Raw genomic sequence first — 16,875 nt, forward strand, 5'->3', positions numbered from 1 at the left:
GCAATGCTGTTGCATTTCAAGGAAAGCTCCCCATTTCCAGGGCGGTAGCGTAGGATGAGCCCTCAAAATGGAGAAAACCCCCGATGGCGCGTCAATCGACACATCCGCAATCCGTGGTCAGCCTCGATCCCGTATGGGAACGCATCCGCGACGAAGCGCAGGAAGCGGCGCGCAAGGATCCGAGCCTCGGCGGCTTCATTTTCGGCGCGGTGCTCAACCAGCCGCGTTTCGAGGACGCCGTGATGCACCGGCTGTCGCAGCGCATGGCCAATGCGCTGCCCGCCGAATTGATCCAGCAGGCCTTCCAGGATGCGCTCGACGCCGATCCCTCGATCGGCGATGCCATGCGCGCCGACATCGTCGCCGTGCATGACCGCGATCCCGCCTGCAATCGCTATCTCGAACCGCTTCTCTATTTCAAAGGCTTCCAGGCCATCCAGACGCATCGCATGGCGCATCAATTGTGGAAGATGGACCGCCGCGATTTTGCCTATTACCTGCAGAGCCGCTCCTCGGTGGTCTACACCGTCGACATCCATCCGGCGGCGCGCATCGGACGCGGCATCTTCATCGATCATGCGCATGGCATCGTGATCGGCGAGACTGCGGTCGTCGAAGACAATGTCTCGTTGATGCAGGAAGTGACGCTCGGCGGCACCGGCAAGGAAACCGGCGACCGTCATCCGAAGATCCGTCATGGCGTCCTCATCGGCTCCGGCGCGAAGATTCTCGGCAATATCGAGATCGGCCATTGCTCCAGGGTCGCAGCGGGCTCGGTCGTTTTGCATGACGTGCCACCCAACCGCACCGTCGCCGGCGTTCCGGCCAAGGTCGTGGGCTATGCCGGCTGCGAGGAGCCGTCACGGGTCATGGACCACCAGCTGAAATCGGACGTGCCGGCGGGATCAGAATAAGGGCTTGTCTTGCCTTTCACGGTCGGGGTAGAGCTTGGGGCCAGTCTCCCAGCTAAGGAATGCCCGCGTGAATCCCGAAGAAATTAAGAAGCTCACCCGATTTTTCCGGGCCAAGTTCCAGCTCGCCAATATCGAGGTCCGCAAGCGTCCGCAAAAGACCGACTCGGCGGAGGTCTATATCGGCGATGAGTTCATCGGCGTGATCTTCCGCGACGATGAGGATGGCGAGCTCTCCTATAATTTCAACATGGCCATCCTCGATTTCGATCTCGAATAAGCGGCGTTCTCCATGGACGAGAGAAGCGCATGACGGTCTATTCGCTCGACGGCGTCCTGCCGGAACTTCCGCCCGAGAACGACTATTGGATCGCGCCCAATGCGATCGTGGTCGGCAAGGTGAAGCTCGATCGCAATGTCGGCATCTGGTTCGGCGCGGTGCTGCGCGGCGACAATGAGCTCATCCATATCGGCGAAGGCAGCAACATCCAGGATGGCTGCGTGCTCCATACCGACATGGGGGCGCCGCTGACGGTCGGGCGCAACTGCACCATCGGCCACCAGGCCATCCTGCATGGCTGCACGATCGGCGACAACACGTTGATCGGCATGGGCTCGACGATCCTCAATCACGCCAAGATCGGGCGCAATTGCCTGATCGGCGCCCATGCGCTGATCCCGGAAGGCAAGGTCATCCCGGACAATTCGCTGGTGATGGGCTCTCCCGGCAAGATCGTGCGGGAAGTGTCGGCGGAAATGGCTGAAGCGCTGACCCGCTCGGCGAAGAACTATGTGAAGAACTGGCGGCGCTTCGCCGCCGGCATGCGCGAGCACTCGCCTGAATAATCTTATCTGCCGGATGGCCGGGTCAGGCCCGGCCACAAGTAAGTCGGAGCCGGCTCAGGGTGGGGCTGAGCCGGCTCCTCTAGACCCGGTCTGGTGGGGGATGGGGAGGGGGACGCCGACCGGGCCGTAGCTCCCAAATGTCATCCGTTTGTTATTTCGCGCTGCCCGCCGAGACGGTGCCATTATGCGCCGGCGCCTTCTTGGTGAGCGACACCCATTGCCGCGGGTCCTCCGCCGACTGACGTTTCAGGAAGGTGTAGCCGGTGTCGTTCCAGCGCATGACGTCGTTGCGGCGATTGTCGAGAACGAAATCGCCCTTGTCGGTGGTGACCGTCAGTACGGCATGTCCTTGCATCTTCTCATCGAGAACGACGGTGATCAGGAGTGCGGCGGACGGGAAGCCCAAACCTTCGAGGTAGCGCTTCTTGAGCAGCAGATAATCCTCGCAGTCGCCGGCATCGGTCGGGAAGGTCCAGTATTCCGGCTTCCCATAGAGCTCGTCATCGCTCACCGGCGCGATCTTGCCGTTCACGAAGGCATTCACCTGATAGACCAGGTTCCAGCGCTCCGGCGTCAGCGCAAGGCGCGTCTTCCTGGCGCCCAGCGCCTGGCACTCTTTCGGCTCGCGCGCGCACATTTCCACATAGCCGATCGGCGGCAGGGCCTTGCCGTAGACGGTCGCAAATTGTTCGGTTGCGGTAACTGCCCGGGCGAAGTCTGCTTCGACGGCTTGCGCCGTGCCGATCATGCAGACCAATCCGAGCGCAACTCCCCCGAGTCTTGCCAAGATAGTCATTGTTTGACGTCCATTCCCCTTATCGTTGGGCGTCAGACTAGCGGCAAGGCTTTGAGATCGCGTTCAGTTTATTCGCGCAACTCTCTGAAAAACAATAACAAATTGGAAAGGCTGCAAATGATGACTATTAACCATCGGGCGCGTCGGCGCGCGCAACGCGCAAAGCGAACGGGCCGGAAGCCCTGCCGTTCAGCGGATCTGGGTCGAAAGCTGAGTGGTGTTGAGCGGCTTGAGGAACTCGATGGCGATGCCAGAGTCCACATAGCGCACGATGCGCCCGCGCATCTTGCCGAGCATGAGATAGGTGCCGAGGCTCGGCATGACGTCGACCTTGACGGCTGCACCCGACAGAGAAATGTCGATGACCTCGCACGGATAGACCCGGCCGTCCGGCAAGGTGATGTAGGACTGGCCGTCGCTCGGCGCGTGGCGGGAGTGGCGGCGCAAGTCGGTGCCGGCCGTCGTGTTCTTGGCCGAGCGGCCGGAAAGCCTCGAAGCGAAGCGTTCTCTGCGCTGACCGGTATGAGAAAAGACGATGCGGAAACCGCCGGGAAGGACTTCGCCGCTCAGGCCTTCCACGCGCCCGATGTCATCGAGATAGGCGACGATCTGCGCGTCCTTTTCCGGCACCGTCGTGGTGATGAAGACGGCGCCGTCCGGCGTCAACTCGCTGACCTGGCAGGGATGCTCGCTCAGATCGGGCAGCATGAAGCGACCGAACATGATCGTCGGTCCCGCCACCCTTTCGGTTGACGAAATATCCTCACCCGTCGCGATTTTTGCCGTCACGGCCGGTATTGCCCCTCGTTCACCGATGCTTTCCTTGAGGTGAGATCGTAGCATCGGCAATCTAGCGAAGGTCTAAAAATAACTGGTTAAGGAAGGGTCAATTCCGGCGCGGACGCCAACGCTAGCTGCGCCCGCCATTAATGATCTGGAAGGCCTGCTGCGAATTTTTTGCGAATGTGTTCGACGCACCGGGCACGGGCTCGGTCCAGATGGTGCGGGCGGCGGAGAGCTCGAAGCCCGTCACCTGGTCATGGCGCGGCCGGCTGACATCCCGGAACGGCATGACGACGCCGAAGACATAGGTTGCGGCGCCGTTGCGGGCGCGCAAAGGGAGGCCGACGAATTCCGCGGCCACATTCAGTCCCAAAGCGGAGTTCAAGCGGAAGCGCAGCACGAAGGGCTGATGCGTATCGATGACGCCGTCGAGGAGGCGTGCCACGGTCTCGCGCTCGAATCTCTCGCCTTGCGCGAGCGCCGGCTTGCCGGTGAGCTCCATGCCCCACAATTCACATACGCGCGTGCCGGCGAGACGCCAGACATAGGCCTTGCCGGGCTTGCGCTCGATCATGAACAGGAAGGGGACGAGGCTGCGGATCTTCCTGAGATCCAGCCAATCGCGCGGCGGCGCCGACATTTCGCCGCGAATCGCCTCCCAATAGCGAAACAGGGCGCGGCTTCCCGGATGGAGCATTTCCTCTGGGGTTGCCGTGGCCTGGATGGTATCAGTGGTCGTCATAAGGCACCGCACTTGTGAGCAGTTGTGTCAAGAGTGGACAATCGAAGGGGAGCGTGCAGCAACCGTGCCAGACCTTAAGGAAAGAAACGGCGGCCAATTCAGCCCGCCGGAGGGACGGTCACGCGGCGGCGCCATGGTTAACGCCCCGCCCGTGGTGCTCGCTGTCATCGCCATCCTCGTCGGCATCCATGCGCTGATCCAGATCGGCGGGCAGGACTGGGAGATCTGGTCGCTTTACGCGTTCGCGCTCATTCCGGCGCGCTTCGACGGCATTGCCCGCATCGCGATGATCGAGGGATCGCAATATTGGAGCGTCATCACTTATGGCTTCCTGCATGACGGCTGGGCGCATGTGCTGTTCAATTCGCTGTGGCTCCTGATCTTCGGCACGCCGGTCGCGCGGCAATTCGGAGCCCTGCGCTTCCTCGCCATCACACTCATATCGACGCTCGGCGGCGCTCTCGCCATGCTCGCCACATTCTGGGGCGCGGACATCATCGTGGTCGGCGCATCGGCTGCCGTGTCCGGGCTTCTCGCCGCCGCCATTCCCGTCATGTTCGGCAGGCCCGGCGCGCCGCTGACCTTCGGCGAGTTCCTGCGCGACCGGCGCGCCCTCATCTTCATGCTCATCTTCCTCGCCATGACGCTGCTCACCGGCGTCCAGGGATTGCCCGGTTTCGCCGATGGCGGACGCATCGCCTGGGAAGCGCATCTCGGGGGCTTCGCTGCGGGTCTCCTCAGCTATTTCGTCATCAGCCGAGAAGGGGTGCAGAGGCGCTGACTTCGTGTTACAATAGCGGCCAGCGAAGAAGGAGGTGTGCATGACCGTTGCGCAAATTCTCACCGCCAAGGGCCGCGCCGTGATCACCGCACAGCCAGGCGACACTGTGCTTGCCGTGGCGCAGACACTCGCCGCCAAGAAAATCGGCGCCGTCGTCATCGTCGATGCGCAGGGGCGCATCGGCGGGATCGTCTCCGAGCGCGATATCGTGCGCGCCGTGGCGCTGGGCGGGCCGAAGGCGCTCGACAAGCCGGTCAGGGAGTTCATGACGGCATCCGTCAGGACGTGCACGCCGCGCGACACCGAGGCCGAGCTCATGTCGCTGATGACCGAGCATCGTGTCCGTCATCTGCCGGTGGTCGACGGCGGCAAGCTCGGCGGCATGATCTCGATCGGCGATGTGGTCAAGAACCGGATCGAGGAGATCGAACGCGAAGCCGAGGAGATGAAGAGCTACATCGCCTCATCGGGCTAGACGGCGCTTCGTCTCGGCAGTGCTACAACAGATCGAAACCGGCGATATCACAGCACCGCGATGGCGCGCTCGATGTCGGGCATGGCGCGGTCGACGGCCTCGCGGCCGGCCGCGATTGCCTTCTCCGCCTTGTCGAATTCGAACAGGCTCATGCCGTTGGTGCGCGGCATGATCGATATGTCGGGCGGATCGCCGGCGAGGCGCGAGCGTGCCAACCGGTCCTGGGTGATGTTGAAGGCGGCGGCGATCACCGAAGTGAGGCTCGGCGCCGACGCACCCTTGTCGCTCGCGGCGATGTCCGGCGGATTCTGGATGGCGATGCCCGCCGCCGTCTCGGGCCCGAGATTGACGGCGATCACCATCCGCGCACCGAGCGCCCGGCAGGCGGCGACGGGCACGGGATTGACGACGCCGCCATCGATGAGCCAGTGGCCGTTGACGCGCACCGGGCGGAACACACCGGGCAGCGCATAAGAAGCTCTGATCGCCGGCGCCAATTCGCCCGAACGCAGCCACAATTCATGTCCGGTGCCGAGCTCGGTCGCGATGCAGATGAAGGGGATTTGGATATCGGAGAAGGTGACGCCGCCGACGACTTCATCGAGAAGGCCGCCCAGCCGTTCACCGGCGATGAGGCCGGAGCCGCGCCAGGAAATGTCGATTAGCGACAGCACGCGCCGGCGCGTCAAACCCAAGGCGAAGTCCTTGAGCGCCGACAACCGGCCGGCGGCGTGAAGTCCGCCGGCAAGCGCGCCGATCGATGAGCCGGTAATCGCCGCAGCGTGGATGCCGTGCTCCTCGAGCCTTTCAATGACGCCAATATGAGCCCAACCGCGCGCCGCCCCCGCACCGAGCGCGAGCCCGATGGCCTTTCTCACCTTCCCATTCATGGCACGACTTTACACCGTGCACGGAAGATCGGGAAATCTCAGATTATTTCAAGCTCGTAACGTTGTGAGCCGCGGCTCACCCGGCGATAAAAGCAGGAATGGCGGCCGGTATGGCAGGCGACACCGCGTCCGCCGAGAGACACCGACAGGAGGACCGCATCCTGGTCGCAGTCGAGCCTGACCTCGACGACCTTCTGCGTGTCGCCGGAGGTCGCTCCCTTGCGCCAGAGCTCGCCGCGCGACCGGCTCCAATAATGGGCCTCGCCGGTCTCGAGCGTCAGCCGCAACGCTTCCGCATTCATGTAAGCGAGCATGACGACGGAACCATCCTTGGCGTCGGTGACGATGGCCGGGATCAGTCCGTTGTCGTCATAGCGCGGCGCGAAGACCGTCGATTCTTCGTCGCCCTTCTGCATGTCAGAGCGAGAAACCGCCCGAAGGCGCGCGCACCAGCTCCATGAAGCGGGCCTGGAGCACCGGATTGGATTTGAACTCGCCGGTGAACTGGGTGGTGATGGTCGCGACATTGCGCTTGTTCACGCCGCGCAGCGACATGCACTGATGCACCGCCTCGATGAGGACGGCGGTGCCCTTGGGCTCGAGCGCCTTGTCGATGGCCTTGGCGATCTGGGCCGTCATGGTCTCCTGGGTCTGGAGCCTCTTGGCATAGATGTCGACGACGCGCGCCAGCTTGGAGATGCCGACCACCGCATGGGAGGGCAGATAGGCGACATGGGCGCGGCCGATGAAGGGGACGATATGGTGCTCGCAATGCGAGTTGAACTCGATGTCGCGCAGCATGACGATGTCGTCATAGCCCTCATCCTCGTCGAAGGTGCGCGACAGGGCCTGCAGCGGGTCTTCGCTGTAGCCTTTGAAGAATTCCTTGTAAGCCTTGACCACCCGCTTGGGCGTATCCACCAGGCCCTGGCGGGTCGGATCGTCACCGGCCCAGGCGATCAGCGTGCGAACGGCCTCCTCGGCCTCCTCCTGGGAGGGGCGCTTGAGGGCGGATTCCCGCGCGAGTTTCTTGACGACAGCATCCATTTCAGGGCTCACTTTGACTTCCGATTTGGCCGTTCCCATATCATGGGCGGGTTTCTGGGGCAAACTTGCCGGACGCCGCTTTGCCCAGCGTTTCCGGCATTCCTGGTTTACGCTTCGGGTCACCCGAAAACCGCGTCGCACTTTTCGGCCCGATGCTTTAGGAATGTGTGCATGATCAACGAAATCTACAATCGCAAGATCCTTGAATTCGCGGCTGATATTCCCCGGCTGCAACGCCTGGACGCACCCGACGCAACGGCAACGGCGATTTCCCGGCTGTGCGGCTCGAAAGTGACGGTCGATGTGAAGATGGCCGGCGGCCAGGTGAGCGACTTCGGCCATGAGGTCAAGGCCTGCGCGCTCGGCCAGGCGTCATCCTCCATCATGGCTCGCCATGTCGTCGGCTCGACGCCGGAAGAGCTGCGACAAGTCCGCGCGCAGATGTATGAGATGCTCAAGGAGGCAGGGCCCGCCCCTTCCGGCAAATGGCAGGACCTCGAAGCCCTGGCGCCGGTGCGCGACTTCAAGGCCCGGCATGCCTCCACACTCCTCACCTTCGATGCCGTCGTCGACGCGGTCAACCAGATCGAAGCGCAGGCCAAGGCCAAGGTCCCGGCCTGACATCGGATGCGGCCCCAAGCGATCGCAGTCTGGGACGGGAGCGCAACAGTGAAAAAGGCGGCAAGAAACTGAAGCTCTCCTGAAGCAGAAAACATTGTCCTCTCCATTACTTGTAGCGATTCGACAGGCATAGCTCGCCGGTCCGGGGATGAAGGTTGCCTTGGTTTCGGATGGGGATATGCATGTTGAAGAGAATCGTGAGTGCCGGCGCCGGTCTTCTGGTTTCACTGTCCGCGGCGCAGGCCGCCGATATCGAGACCTTCACCGCGCATGACTGGAGCGGGCCTTATATCGGCATACAGGCGGGCTATGGTTGGGGAGAATCGGACGCCAATACCGAATTGGACCAATCTGTAGTGGTCTTGGCCGCGAGCCAGCCGATCACCCTCTTTCCGGCCGAAGAGGGGTCGATCGATGCGGAAGGCGTCCTCGGCGGGCTTCATGCCGGCTACAATCTGGAGTCGGGCAATCTCGTCCTCGGCATCGAAGCCGATGCGGAGCTCTCCGACATGGACGGCGACACGGATGTCCTCTTCGAAACGGACGAGCCCTTCGCGAAGCAGGAGAAGGAGTTCGACTGGCTCGCTTCGCTGAGATTACGCGCCGGCTATGCGATGGACCGCGTGCTCATCTATGCGACGGGTGGCGTGGCGCTGGCCGATGTCGACATGTCCTTCAAGCTTCTCGACGGGAGCTTCGATGAGTCCGACACGGAAATCGCCTTCGGCATCACCGTCGGCGGCGGGCTCGAATATGCCCTTACCGACAATCTGACGCTCAGGGCCGAATACCGTTACACCGACCTCGAGGACACGAGCTTCAGCGGGATGGGGAAGGAATTCTGCGCCAAATACAAATATGAGAACGACTTCCACGCGGTGCGCGGCGGTCTGAGCTGGTATTTCTGAAGCCGGGCGTGATCAGCGTTTCCTGTCCGCCAGATCGGGGGCGGGCGGGAAGCGGCTCTTGAGGTCGCGATCGGTCACCGACATGTGGTTGCGGGTATATTGCTCGGAGGCATCGCGCAGCGGCTGAAAATCCCACGGGAAATGCGCGCCACGCCGCAGGGCCTCGAACATCATGAGGCGGGCCTGCTGGCTTTCGAGCACTTCTTGCGTGATGCGCGGAATATCGAAGGCGCTTTCGACTTCGCGGCGGAATGACTGCGCATGGGCGCAGTGCAGGGGATCATCGGCGAGGTTCCGGCGCTCATCCGGATCGGCGGCGAGATCGAAGAGCTGGTCGGGATCGACCGGCGTGTGGATGAATTTCCATTGGCCCCGTCTCAGCATGTAAAGCGGCGCCACGGCTCCTTCCGCCAGATATTCGCCCCAGGCGGTTGCCTCCGCCGTCTCGCTCGCCCCCTTGAGCAAGGGATGGAGGCTCCGGCCGTCGACCTTGCGGGCGAGACGGGCTTTGCCGCCGCTGGCGAGATCGACGAAGGTCGGCAGAATGTCGGTGAGCGTCACCGGCTCGCCGATCCGGCGCGATGCTAAGCGCTGCGGCGCCCAGACGATCAGCGGCACATGGGCCGAGGGCTCGAGGAACGACATCTTGTACCAGAGGCCGCGCTCGCCGAGGAAATCGCCATGGTCCGAGGTGAAGACGATGATCGTATCGTCCAATTGGCCGGTCGCGTCGAGCGCCGCCATGAGCTTGCCGATCAGGTCGTCGACATAGGAGATGTTAGCGTAATAGCCGTGGCGCGCGGCGCGTATGTCCTTCTCGGTCACTACATAATCATCCATCGCCGACATGTCATGGAGGCGACGGCTGTGCGGGTCGAGATCGTTGGGCGTCGTCGTGAAGGAGGGAAGGTCGATGTCCTCGTCGCGATACAGGTTCCAGAACTTTGCCCGTGCCGCATAGGGATCATGCGGGTGAGTGAACGAGACCATCAGACAGAAGGGCGTTCCGGCCTCATAGCGGGCATAGTCATAAATCTTGCGGATGCTGAGAAATGCCGCCTCGTCGTCATATTCGAGCTGATTGGTGATCTCGGCAATGCCCGGCTGCAGCACCGAGGTCATGTTGTGGTACCACCAGTCGATGCGTTCCTGCTTCAGCCGCCAGTCGGGCGTCCAGCCAAAATCCGCCGGATAGATATCGGTGGTCAGGCGCTCCTCGAGGCCGTGAAGCTGATCGGGGCCGACGAAATGCATCTTGCCCGACAGGCAGGTGCGATAGCCTTCGAGCCGCAGATAATGCGCCCAGGTTGGAATGGAGGAGGGGAATTCGGCGGCATTGTCATAGACGCCGGTGCGCGAGGGGAGCAGTCCGTTCATGACCGCCGCGCGCGCGGGGGCACAGAGCGGACTTGGCGTATAGGCGTTCTCGAACACGATGCCTTCCGCCGCCAGACGGTCGAGATGCGGCGTCTTCACCAAAGGGTGGCCATAGGCCCTGAGGTAGCGCGACGCTAGCTGATCGGCCATGATGAACAGGATATTGGGCTTTGCGTCAGGCATGCCTATCTCCGGAGGTCATGGGCGCAACTCTACGCGGCTTGAAGATCAAACCAGATGTGCGAACGTCATGATGAAACGGAAAAGCGACAGAGGGCGGGACCGGTGGGGCTGGTCCTCCTGGGAGTCATCCGCCTTTATCAACTGACGGTCTCCGCGGTCCTCGGCCGGCGTTGCCGCTATCTGCCGACCTGCTCGGACTACGCGGCGGAAGCGATCAGGCGCCATGGTGCCTGGGCCGGTTTCTGGCTCGGCCTTGCGCGCGTTTCACGCTGTCATCCCTGGGGAGGGGAGGGGTTCGACCCGGTTCCCGAGAAATTCCCGCGCGCCGATTGGCGTGCCTGGCGTCATGTTCCTTGGCGGCAAAAATGAAGGCGCCGGCGAAAGGGAACCGGCGCCTCCATACTGCAGGCAGGTAAACAACTTACCAGGAATTACTCGAGTCGACTGTCAGCCGACCTGGTCTTCGCTCAGAAGAGATTGCCGAAGTTGTAGGTCAGGCCGGCCCGGACCAAATGGATGCCTTCGAAGTTGAGATTAACCGTGCCGACATCCAGGTCATATTCTTCGTCGTTGAGGTCGATATAGAGATATTCGAGGCGGGCATGCAGGGCCTCGTTGAAGGCATGCTCGATGCCGCCGCCGATCGTCCAGCCCGACGTCCATTGGGTGTCGTCGATGAAGGGCCGATCCGGATTGTTCGGATCGCCGACCTCGCCGCCAAATGTCGTGCGTACCCAGGCCGCACCGCCGGTGGCATAGAAGAGAGTGTCGTCGTTGAAGATGTAGCCGGCGCGGGCGCGCAGCGTGGCGATGTCCTTGATCTTCATTTCGGTCGCTTCGATCGGATCGTCATTGTCGATCTTGCCGGCCCAGCCCCAGTCGCCTTCGACGCCGAGGAGGAAACCGTCGCCAAGCTCGAAGTTGAAGCCGGCGAGGACGCCGCCGCCCCAGGTCATGCCGCTCATTTCCGGGTCGAAGGCGCATTCGTTCGGGTCGTTGCATTCCGAATCATAGTGGCTCTCGACGCCGACGCCCATAATGAAGCCGCCAATATAGGGGCCGGTCCAGAAGTCGGCCGGCGGCGGTGGCGGCTCATAGTCGGCGGCATTGGCCACGGTCGTGGTCACCGCGGCGAGAGCCGCCGTGCACAGAGTAAGGCGGAGAAGAAATTTAGTCATAAGTCACCCCTGAGTTGCCTTGCAGTTCGGACAGGGATGATGACTTGTTAAGGTTAATGGGAAGTTAGTGACCTGTATTCGTTCTGTTTTCTGATCATCCGTCCACGGTTGACCGAATGGGCCGGCGCTGCCATAAGCGGGCCCGCAACAAATGAAGCTTACCTGCTGCGTATGCAGGAGTGAGCAGGAGTAAGATCATGATCAATCTGACCTTTCCCGACGGCGCGGTGCGCCAGGTGCAAGCGGGACTGAGCGGCGCCCAACTCGCCGCCTCGATTTCCAAATCGCTCGAGAAGAAAGCCGTCGCCCTGATGAAGGACGGGGTCTTGACCGACCTCGCCGATCCGATCACGGCGGATGCAAAGGTGCGAATCATCATCAGGGACGATGCCGAAGCACTCGAGCTCATCCGGCATGATACCGCCCATGTGCTGGCCGAAGCCGTCCAGGAGCTCTTTCCCGGCACCCAGGTCACCATCGGTCCGGTGATCGAGAACGGCTTCTACTATGACTTTTTCCGCAACCAGCCGTTCACGCCTGAAGATTTTCCGGCCATCGAGAAGAAAATGCGGGAAATCATCGCCCGCGACCGCCCATTTTCTAAACGAATCGTTTCACGTGAAGCGGCCAAGGAATTCTTCAAGTCAAGGGGCGAGTTGTTCAAGGTCGAGCTGGTCGATGCGATCCCCGAAGGCCAGGAGATCAAATTCTACGACCAGGGCGGCTGGGTGGATCTCTGCCGCGGCCCCCATATGACCTCGACCGGCAAGATCGGCTCGGCCTTCAAGCTGATGAAGGTGGCGGGCGCCTATTGGCGTGGCGATGCCAAGAATCCGATGCTGACCCGCATCTATGGCACCGCCTGGGCCAATGACAAGGACCTGCAGACCTATCTGACGGCGCTCGAAGAGGCGGAAAAACGCGATCACCGTCGCCTGGGGCGCGAGATGGACCTCTTCCACTTCCAGGAAGAGGGGCCGGGCGTCGTCTTCTGGCATCCCAAGGGCTGGACGCTGTTCCAGGCGCTCATCGCCTATATGCGCCGCAGGCTCCGGGCCGACTATGATGAGGTCAATGCGCCGCAGGTCCTCGACAAGGTCCTGTGGGAGACCTCAGGACATTGGGGCTGGTATCGCGAGAACATGTTCAAGGTGCAGACGGCGGGCGATGATGCCGAGGACCAAAGGGTCTTCGCGCTCAAGCCGATGAACTGCCCCGGGCACATTCAGATCTTCAAGCACGGCCTCAAGTCCTACCGCGATCTGCCCATCAGGCTTGCGGAATTCGGCGCGGTTCATCGCTATGAGCCGTCCGGCGCGCTGCACGGCCTCATGCGCGTCCGGGGTTTTACCCAGGACGATGCGCATGTGTTCTGCACCGAGGACCAGCTCGCCGAGGAGTGCCTCAAGATCAACGACCTCATTCTGTCGGTCTATGCGGATTTCGGTTTCACGGAGTTCGTCGTGAAACTGGCGACCCGGCCGGAGAAGCGCGTGGGCAGCGATGACCTGTGGGATCATGCCGAGGATGTGTTGCGCCGGCTGCTCGACCGGATCGCGGAGGAATCGGGCGGGCGCATCAAGACCGGCATCAATCCGGGCGAGGGCACCTTTTACGGTCCTAAATTCGAATACACCCTGCGCGATGCAATCGGGCGGGATTGGCAATGCGGCACCACCCAGGTCGATTTCAACCTGCCGGAACGCTTCGGCGCCTTCTATGTCGATGCCGACGGGCAGAAGAAGATCCCGGTCATGGTCCACCGCGCCATATGCGGATCGATGGAACGGTTCCTCGGCATCCTGATCGAGAACTTCGCCGGGCACTTCCCGCTGTGGCTGGCGCCGGTGCAGGCGGTCGTCACCACCATCGTCTCCGATGCCGATGACTATGCCAGGAAGGTGGCGGCCGAGCTGACGCGGGCAGGGCTCAGGGTCGAGACCGATCTGCGCAACGAGAAGATCAACTACAAGGTCCGTGAGCACTCGGTGGCGAAGGTCCCGGTCATCCTCGTCGCCGGCAAGCGCGAGATGGAAGAGGGCACGCTCAATGTGCGCCGGCTCGGTTCTCAGGCGCAGCAGTCGCTCAAGCTCGAAGAGGTGATCAAGCAGCTCACCGAGGAAGCGACTCCGCCTGATGTGAAACGTGAAAGAACGGCGGCATAGGTTCTCTCATCGCAAGTGAGCAGGGGCGTTCAACCGCCTCTGCTCACTGCCATTTTTCTTCGATCCTCACGTTTCGGCCGCGACAAAGGCTTCGGCTTCCTCTGGCGCAACGCCAGCTTCCGCCATAATGCGGCGCGCCAGCACGATCGCGGCGGGTCGGGGCTTCCGGGCCGGACGGTCAAGCCAATAGGACACCGGGTTCTTCACGCGATGGGCGTCGACGGCGATGACCCGGTTCTGGTGATGCGAACCCTCGATCATCGGCGGGCGCGCCAGCGCGATGCCAAGACCGTGGGCGGCGGCATCGAGAACGAGATTGTAGTCCTCGAAGCGGCGGTCCTGCGGGCGCGGCCGGTAATCGATATCCCGGCTGGCGAACCAGGCGCGCCAGGCCGAGGCATCGGAATCGTGGATCAGCGGGAATTCCAACAACCTCTCCGGGGCACCTTGACCGATGCGATGAGCCAGCCTCGGCGCGGCGATCGGATAGCACAGCTCCTCGAAGAGCTGCACCGAGATGCGATGGGGGATGCGCCCGCGACCGCAGCGGAAAGCGAGATCGCCGCCTTCGCTCTCGAGGTCGACATGGCGATGTTCCACGCTGAGCTCGATGCGCAAGGGCGGGTCGCCGCCTTCGAAAGCCGCCAGCCGCTGCATCAGCCAAAGGCCGCTGATCGAGGGGATCGAGGTGAGCCGCACCACCGCAGATCCCCGCGCCTCGATCCAGCGGTCCGATCCATCGGCGATGATCGACAAGGCTTCGGTCGTGCGCAGGAACAGGCGCTGGCCTTCCGGCGTCAGGGCGACGCCTCTCGCCTGGCGATCGAAGAGGCGGTGGCCGAACCAGCGCTCGAGCTTGGCGATCTGCCGGCTGATGGCGCCATGGGTGAGGTTCAAGGTTTCCGCCGTGGCGGAGAAGCTGCCGGTGCGCGCCGCCGTGTCGAAAGCACGGATCGTGTCGAGCGGCGGCAGAGGTGTCGGGTTGTGATCCATATTCACAGCTCATACTCGATTGTTTCGTTTGTCAATGAGCTGGATCGCGCCGAAATAGGGGCAAGCAAGGTTTGATGAGTCATGGGCTGCCTCGTCAATCTCTTTAATTTCAGCAGTTTGAGATGGTTTCCTCGCGAGCCGGTTCGGTTTCGTGCGCCATCTCTCCATTGGAGAAAGCCATGGCCAACGCCGCTGCCCAAACCCCTCCCGCGACCCGCGATGTCACGGCCATTTCCGCGGTCGTCATCACCATCCTGATATGGGCTTCGGCTTTCCCGGCGATCCGCGCCGGCCTCCAGGCCTTCGGTCCGGTGGAACTGGGCGCCGCCCGCTTCGCCATCGCCGGCGTGCCGGCGGCCCTTTATCTCCTGGTCACTCGCCCGGGCTGGCCGAGAGGCGGCGAGATCTGGCGCATCCTGATCGGTGGCGTCTTCTTCGTGGCGTTCTACACCGTGTTGCTCAATATCGGCGAACAGACCGTGTCGGCGGGAGCGGCTGCCTTCATCATCAACGTCAATCCGATCATCACCGCCATCTTCGCCATGCTGCTGCTCAACGAGACCTTCAGCGGCAGGGCCTGGCTCGGGACCGCCGTCTCCTTTGCCGGGATCGGGCTCATCGCGCTCGGCGAAGGCGAAGGTTTAAGGATCGACATCGGCGCGCTCTTCATCTTCGGCGCGGCGCTCTGCAACACCATCACCACCATCGCGCAGAAGCCGCTGCTCAAGACTCATCGGCCAGTAACAGTGGCCGCTTGGAACATCGTCATCGGCGCCGCGCTGCTGTCGCCCTTCATTCCGTCGGCGGCGATGCAGGTGCCTCAGGCACCGACCGAGGCGCTCTTCGCCACCATCTATCTGGGCCTCGGTCCGAGCATGATCGCCTATGCCACCTATTCGGTGATGCTGTCGAAATTCCCGGCGAGCCGCGCGTCGAACTTCCTCTACAGCGTGCCGCCCATCTCGACTTTGCTCGGCTTGCTGTGGCTGGGCGAAGTGCCGAGCCTCTTCGCCATCATCGGCGGCATCATGGCGCTCTTGGGTGTGATCATCGTCAATTTGGCAAAATAGGTCACGCGGGCGACGCCCGCCATGTGATATCATCCGGCACGATGATGGTTGCCCGGAGAGGGCCGATGCGGCGTCTCTTGTTTCTCCTCGGCCTCGCGCTCCTGCCCGGTTTGGCGGAAGCCTGCACGACGGTCGCCTTCACCGACCCCGCCCGCGCCGTGCTCGCCTATAATTTCGATTTCCATATCGGGCAGGGCGTGGTCCTCATCAACAAGCGCGGCCTCGACAAGACGTCGGAAACGAAGGGCGATCCGGCCCGCTGGCGGGCGCGCTACGCCTCCATCACCTTCAACATGTTCGGCCGCGATTCCCCGATGACCGGCATGAACGAGGCGGGGCTCGCCGCGAGCCAGATGTGGCTCGACGAGGCGCGCTACGAAGCCGCCGATGGACGGCCGACGATTGGCGTCGTCGAGTGGCTGCAATATGTGCTCGACACCTCGGCCAGCGTCGATGAGGCCCTGGCCAATATAAGCAAGCTGCGCATCGAGAGCAGGATTCCGCTCCACTACAAGCTCATGGATGCATCGGGTCATGCCGCGGTCGTCGAGTTCCTCGACGGCGAAGCGGTGATCCGCAGCGGCGAGGCGCTTCCCCATGCGGCGCTCGCCAACGACACATATGTCCGTTCGCTTGAGTTCGCCGCGGACACTGCCGCCGGCCCGGCGCAAGCGACGGGCAGCGGCTCGCTCGCGCGCTTCACCCGCGCGGCCCTGGCGCAGCGCAGCCTGCGTGACGGGGATCCGATCGCCTTTGCCTTCGCAACCCTCGCCGACGTGGCCCAGCCGCAGCGCACGCAATGGAGCATCGTCTATGACACGGCGCGGCGCACCGTCCATTGGCAGACGCGCGTGAACAAGCTGGCAAGGTCAGCCGGCTTCGCGGGCCTCGATCTCACCTGTGCGGCGCCCACGATGCTCCTCGGCATCGATGAAGGAGCAGGGGATGTCGGCCTAAGGTTCCGGCCCTATCGCAGCGAGGACAATGAAAGGCTCCTGGTCGAGACCGTCAAAGCGACGCCGTTCCTCTCCGGCATCGATGATGCCGCATTGCATGAATCCGCCCTCTGGCCGGAGACCAGCATTTGTCAGATCAAATGACCGCAGTGG

At 62.6% G+C, this 16,875-nt stretch carries 20 protein-coding genes; 11 read left to right on the plus strand and 9 right to left on the minus strand.

Features of this window, described 5'->3' with window-relative positions; all coding sequences use genetic code 11:
• Positions 1 to 83: 83 nt before the first annotated feature.
• From cysE to DS839_RS02060, 3 genes are all read left to right on the plus strand, one after another.
• Positions 84 to 914, plus strand: coding sequence for a serine O-acetyltransferase (gene cysE / locus DS839_RS02050; RefSeq protein ID WP_119268604.1), 831 nt, complete (start codon positions 84 to 86; stop codon positions 912 to 914).
• 67 nt (positions 915 to 981) lie between these two features.
• Positions 982 to 1,191: a DUF3126 family protein gene (locus DS839_RS02055; protein WP_119268605.1), complete on the plus strand. Its 210-nt coding sequence runs from the start codon at positions 982 to 984 to the stop codon at positions 1,189 to 1,191.
• Between the two features lie 29 nt (positions 1,192 to 1,220).
• Positions 1,221 to 1,757: a gamma carbonic anhydrase family protein gene (locus tag DS839_RS02060; RefSeq protein ID WP_119268606.1), complete on the plus strand. Its 537-nt coding sequence runs from the start codon at positions 1,221 to 1,223 to the stop codon at positions 1,755 to 1,757.
• A 151-nt stretch (positions 1,758 to 1,908) separates the two neighbouring features.
• On the opposite strand, the gene DS839_RS02065 is transcribed toward DS839_RS02060, so the two are convergent.
• The 3 genes from DS839_RS02065 to DS839_RS02075 all read right to left on the minus strand — a co-directional run bounded on the left by DS839_RS02065 (position 1,909) and on the right by DS839_RS02075 (position 4,078).
• On the minus strand, positions 1,909 to 2,553 hold the full coding sequence (locus DS839_RS02065; protein ID WP_119268607.1) for a transglutaminase-like cysteine peptidase: 645 nt from the start codon (positions 2,551 to 2,553) through the stop codon (positions 1,909 to 1,911).
• Positions 2,554 to 2,742: 189 nt separating this feature from the next.
• Positions 2,743 to 3,342, minus strand: a complete 600-nt coding sequence (locus tag DS839_RS02070) for a PilZ domain-containing protein (RefSeq protein ID WP_162918234.1) — start codon at positions 3,340 to 3,342, stop codon at positions 2,743 to 2,745.
• 121 nt (positions 3,343 to 3,463) lie between these two features.
• Positions 3,464 to 4,078: a PAS domain-containing protein gene (locus tag DS839_RS02075; RefSeq protein WP_119268843.1), complete on the minus strand. Its 615-nt coding sequence runs from the start codon at positions 4,076 to 4,078 to the stop codon at positions 3,464 to 3,466.
• 133 nt (positions 4,079 to 4,211) lie between these two features.
• Here DS839_RS02075 and DS839_RS02080 point away from each other — a divergent pair, with 133 nt between their 5' ends.
• Together DS839_RS02080 and DS839_RS02085 are read left to right on the plus strand one after the other, a co-directional pair.
• On the plus strand, positions 4,212 to 4,859 hold the full coding sequence (locus tag DS839_RS02080) for a rhomboid family intramembrane serine protease (protein ID WP_162918235.1): 648 nt from the start codon (positions 4,212 to 4,214) through the stop codon (positions 4,857 to 4,859).
• 40 nt (positions 4,860 to 4,899) lie between these two features.
• Positions 4,900 to 5,334, plus strand: coding sequence for a CBS domain-containing protein (locus DS839_RS02085; RefSeq protein WP_368911053.1), 435 nt, complete (start codon positions 4,900 to 4,902; stop codon positions 5,332 to 5,334).
• Positions 5,335 to 5,381: 47 nt separating this feature from the next.
• Here DS839_RS02085 and DS839_RS02090 read toward each other — a convergent pair whose 3' ends face one another.
• The 3 genes from DS839_RS02090 to folE are packed head-to-tail and all read right to left on the minus strand — an operon-like array spanning position 5,382 to position 7,271.
• Positions 5,382 to 6,212 (minus strand): patatin-like phospholipase family protein, encoded by an 831-nt coding sequence (locus DS839_RS02090; RefSeq protein WP_368911055.1) that lies wholly within the window; start codon positions 6,210 to 6,212, stop codon positions 5,382 to 5,384.
• A 50-nt stretch (positions 6,213 to 6,262) separates the two neighbouring features.
• The gene (gene hisI, locus DS839_RS02095; protein WP_119268612.1) at positions 6,263 to 6,640 is read right to left on the minus strand and encodes a phosphoribosyl-AMP cyclohydrolase; all 378 of its coding nucleotides are present in this window, start codon (positions 6,638 to 6,640) and stop codon (positions 6,263 to 6,265) included.
• A gap of 1 nt (position 6,641) precedes the next feature.
• Complete coding sequence (folE, locus tag DS839_RS02100; RefSeq protein ID WP_119268613.1) at positions 6,642 to 7,271, minus strand: GTP cyclohydrolase I FolE; 630 nt, start codon at positions 7,269 to 7,271, stop codon at positions 6,642 to 6,644.
• A 171-nt stretch (positions 7,272 to 7,442) separates the two neighbouring features.
• Here folE and DS839_RS02105 point away from each other — a divergent pair, with 171 nt between their 5' ends.
• Together DS839_RS02105 and DS839_RS02110 are read left to right on the plus strand one after the other, a co-directional pair.
• A complete protein-coding gene (locus DS839_RS02105) occupies positions 7,443 to 7,892 on the plus strand; it encodes an iron-sulfur cluster assembly scaffold protein (protein WP_119268614.1) in 450 nt (149 codons plus the stop codon).
• 182 nt (positions 7,893 to 8,074) lie between these two features.
• Positions 8,075 to 8,800, plus strand: coding sequence for an outer membrane protein (locus tag DS839_RS02110; protein WP_162918236.1), 726 nt, complete (start codon positions 8,075 to 8,077; stop codon positions 8,798 to 8,800).
• A 12-nt stretch (positions 8,801 to 8,812) separates the two neighbouring features.
• Here DS839_RS02110 and betC read toward each other — a convergent pair whose 3' ends face one another.
• Positions 8,813 to 10,360 carry a choline-sulfatase gene (gene betC, locus DS839_RS02115; protein ID WP_119268616.1) on the minus strand — a complete coding sequence of 516 codons (1,548 nt, stop codon included), beginning with the start codon at positions 10,358 to 10,360 and terminating at the stop codon, positions 8,813 to 8,815.
• A 54-nt stretch (positions 10,361 to 10,414) separates the two neighbouring features.
• On the opposite strand from betC, the gene yidD reads away from it, so the two are divergent.
• Entirely contained in the window at positions 10,415 to 10,729 is a 315-nt protein-coding gene (gene yidD / locus DS839_RS02120) for a membrane protein insertion efficiency factor YidD (RefSeq protein WP_119268617.1), read from the plus strand.
• Between the two features lie 98 nt (positions 10,730 to 10,827).
• Here yidD and DS839_RS02125 read toward each other — a convergent pair whose 3' ends face one another.
• Positions 10,828 to 11,538, minus strand: a complete 711-nt coding sequence (locus tag DS839_RS02125) for an outer membrane protein (RefSeq protein ID WP_119268618.1) — start codon at positions 11,536 to 11,538, stop codon at positions 10,828 to 10,830.
• 197 nt (positions 11,539 to 11,735) lie between these two features.
• Between DS839_RS02125 and thrS the strand changes: the two genes are divergently transcribed.
• Entirely contained in the window at positions 11,736 to 13,703 is a 1,968-nt protein-coding gene (gene thrS / locus DS839_RS02130; RefSeq protein WP_119268619.1) for a threonine--tRNA ligase, read from the plus strand.
• Between the two features lie 66 nt (positions 13,704 to 13,769).
• Here the strand turns inward: thrS and DS839_RS02135 are convergent, their stop codons facing one another.
• Complete coding sequence (locus DS839_RS02135; RefSeq protein WP_119268620.1) at positions 13,770 to 14,696, minus strand: LysR family transcriptional regulator; 927 nt, start codon at positions 14,694 to 14,696, stop codon at positions 13,770 to 13,772.
• Between the two features lie 179 nt (positions 14,697 to 14,875).
• On the opposite strand from DS839_RS02135, the gene DS839_RS02140 reads away from it, so the two are divergent.
• On the plus strand, positions 14,876 to 15,766 hold the full coding sequence (locus DS839_RS02140) for a DMT family transporter (RefSeq protein WP_119268621.1): 891 nt from the start codon (positions 14,876 to 14,878) through the stop codon (positions 15,764 to 15,766).
• Between the two features lie 65 nt (positions 15,767 to 15,831).
• Positions 15,832 to 16,866, plus strand: coding sequence for a linear amide C-N hydrolase (locus DS839_RS02145; RefSeq protein WP_162918237.1), 1,035 nt, complete (start codon positions 15,832 to 15,834; stop codon positions 16,864 to 16,866).
• The last annotated feature ends 9 nt before the right edge of the window (positions 16,867 to 16,875 follow it).

The organism is Taklimakanibacter deserti, assembly GCA_003574785.1.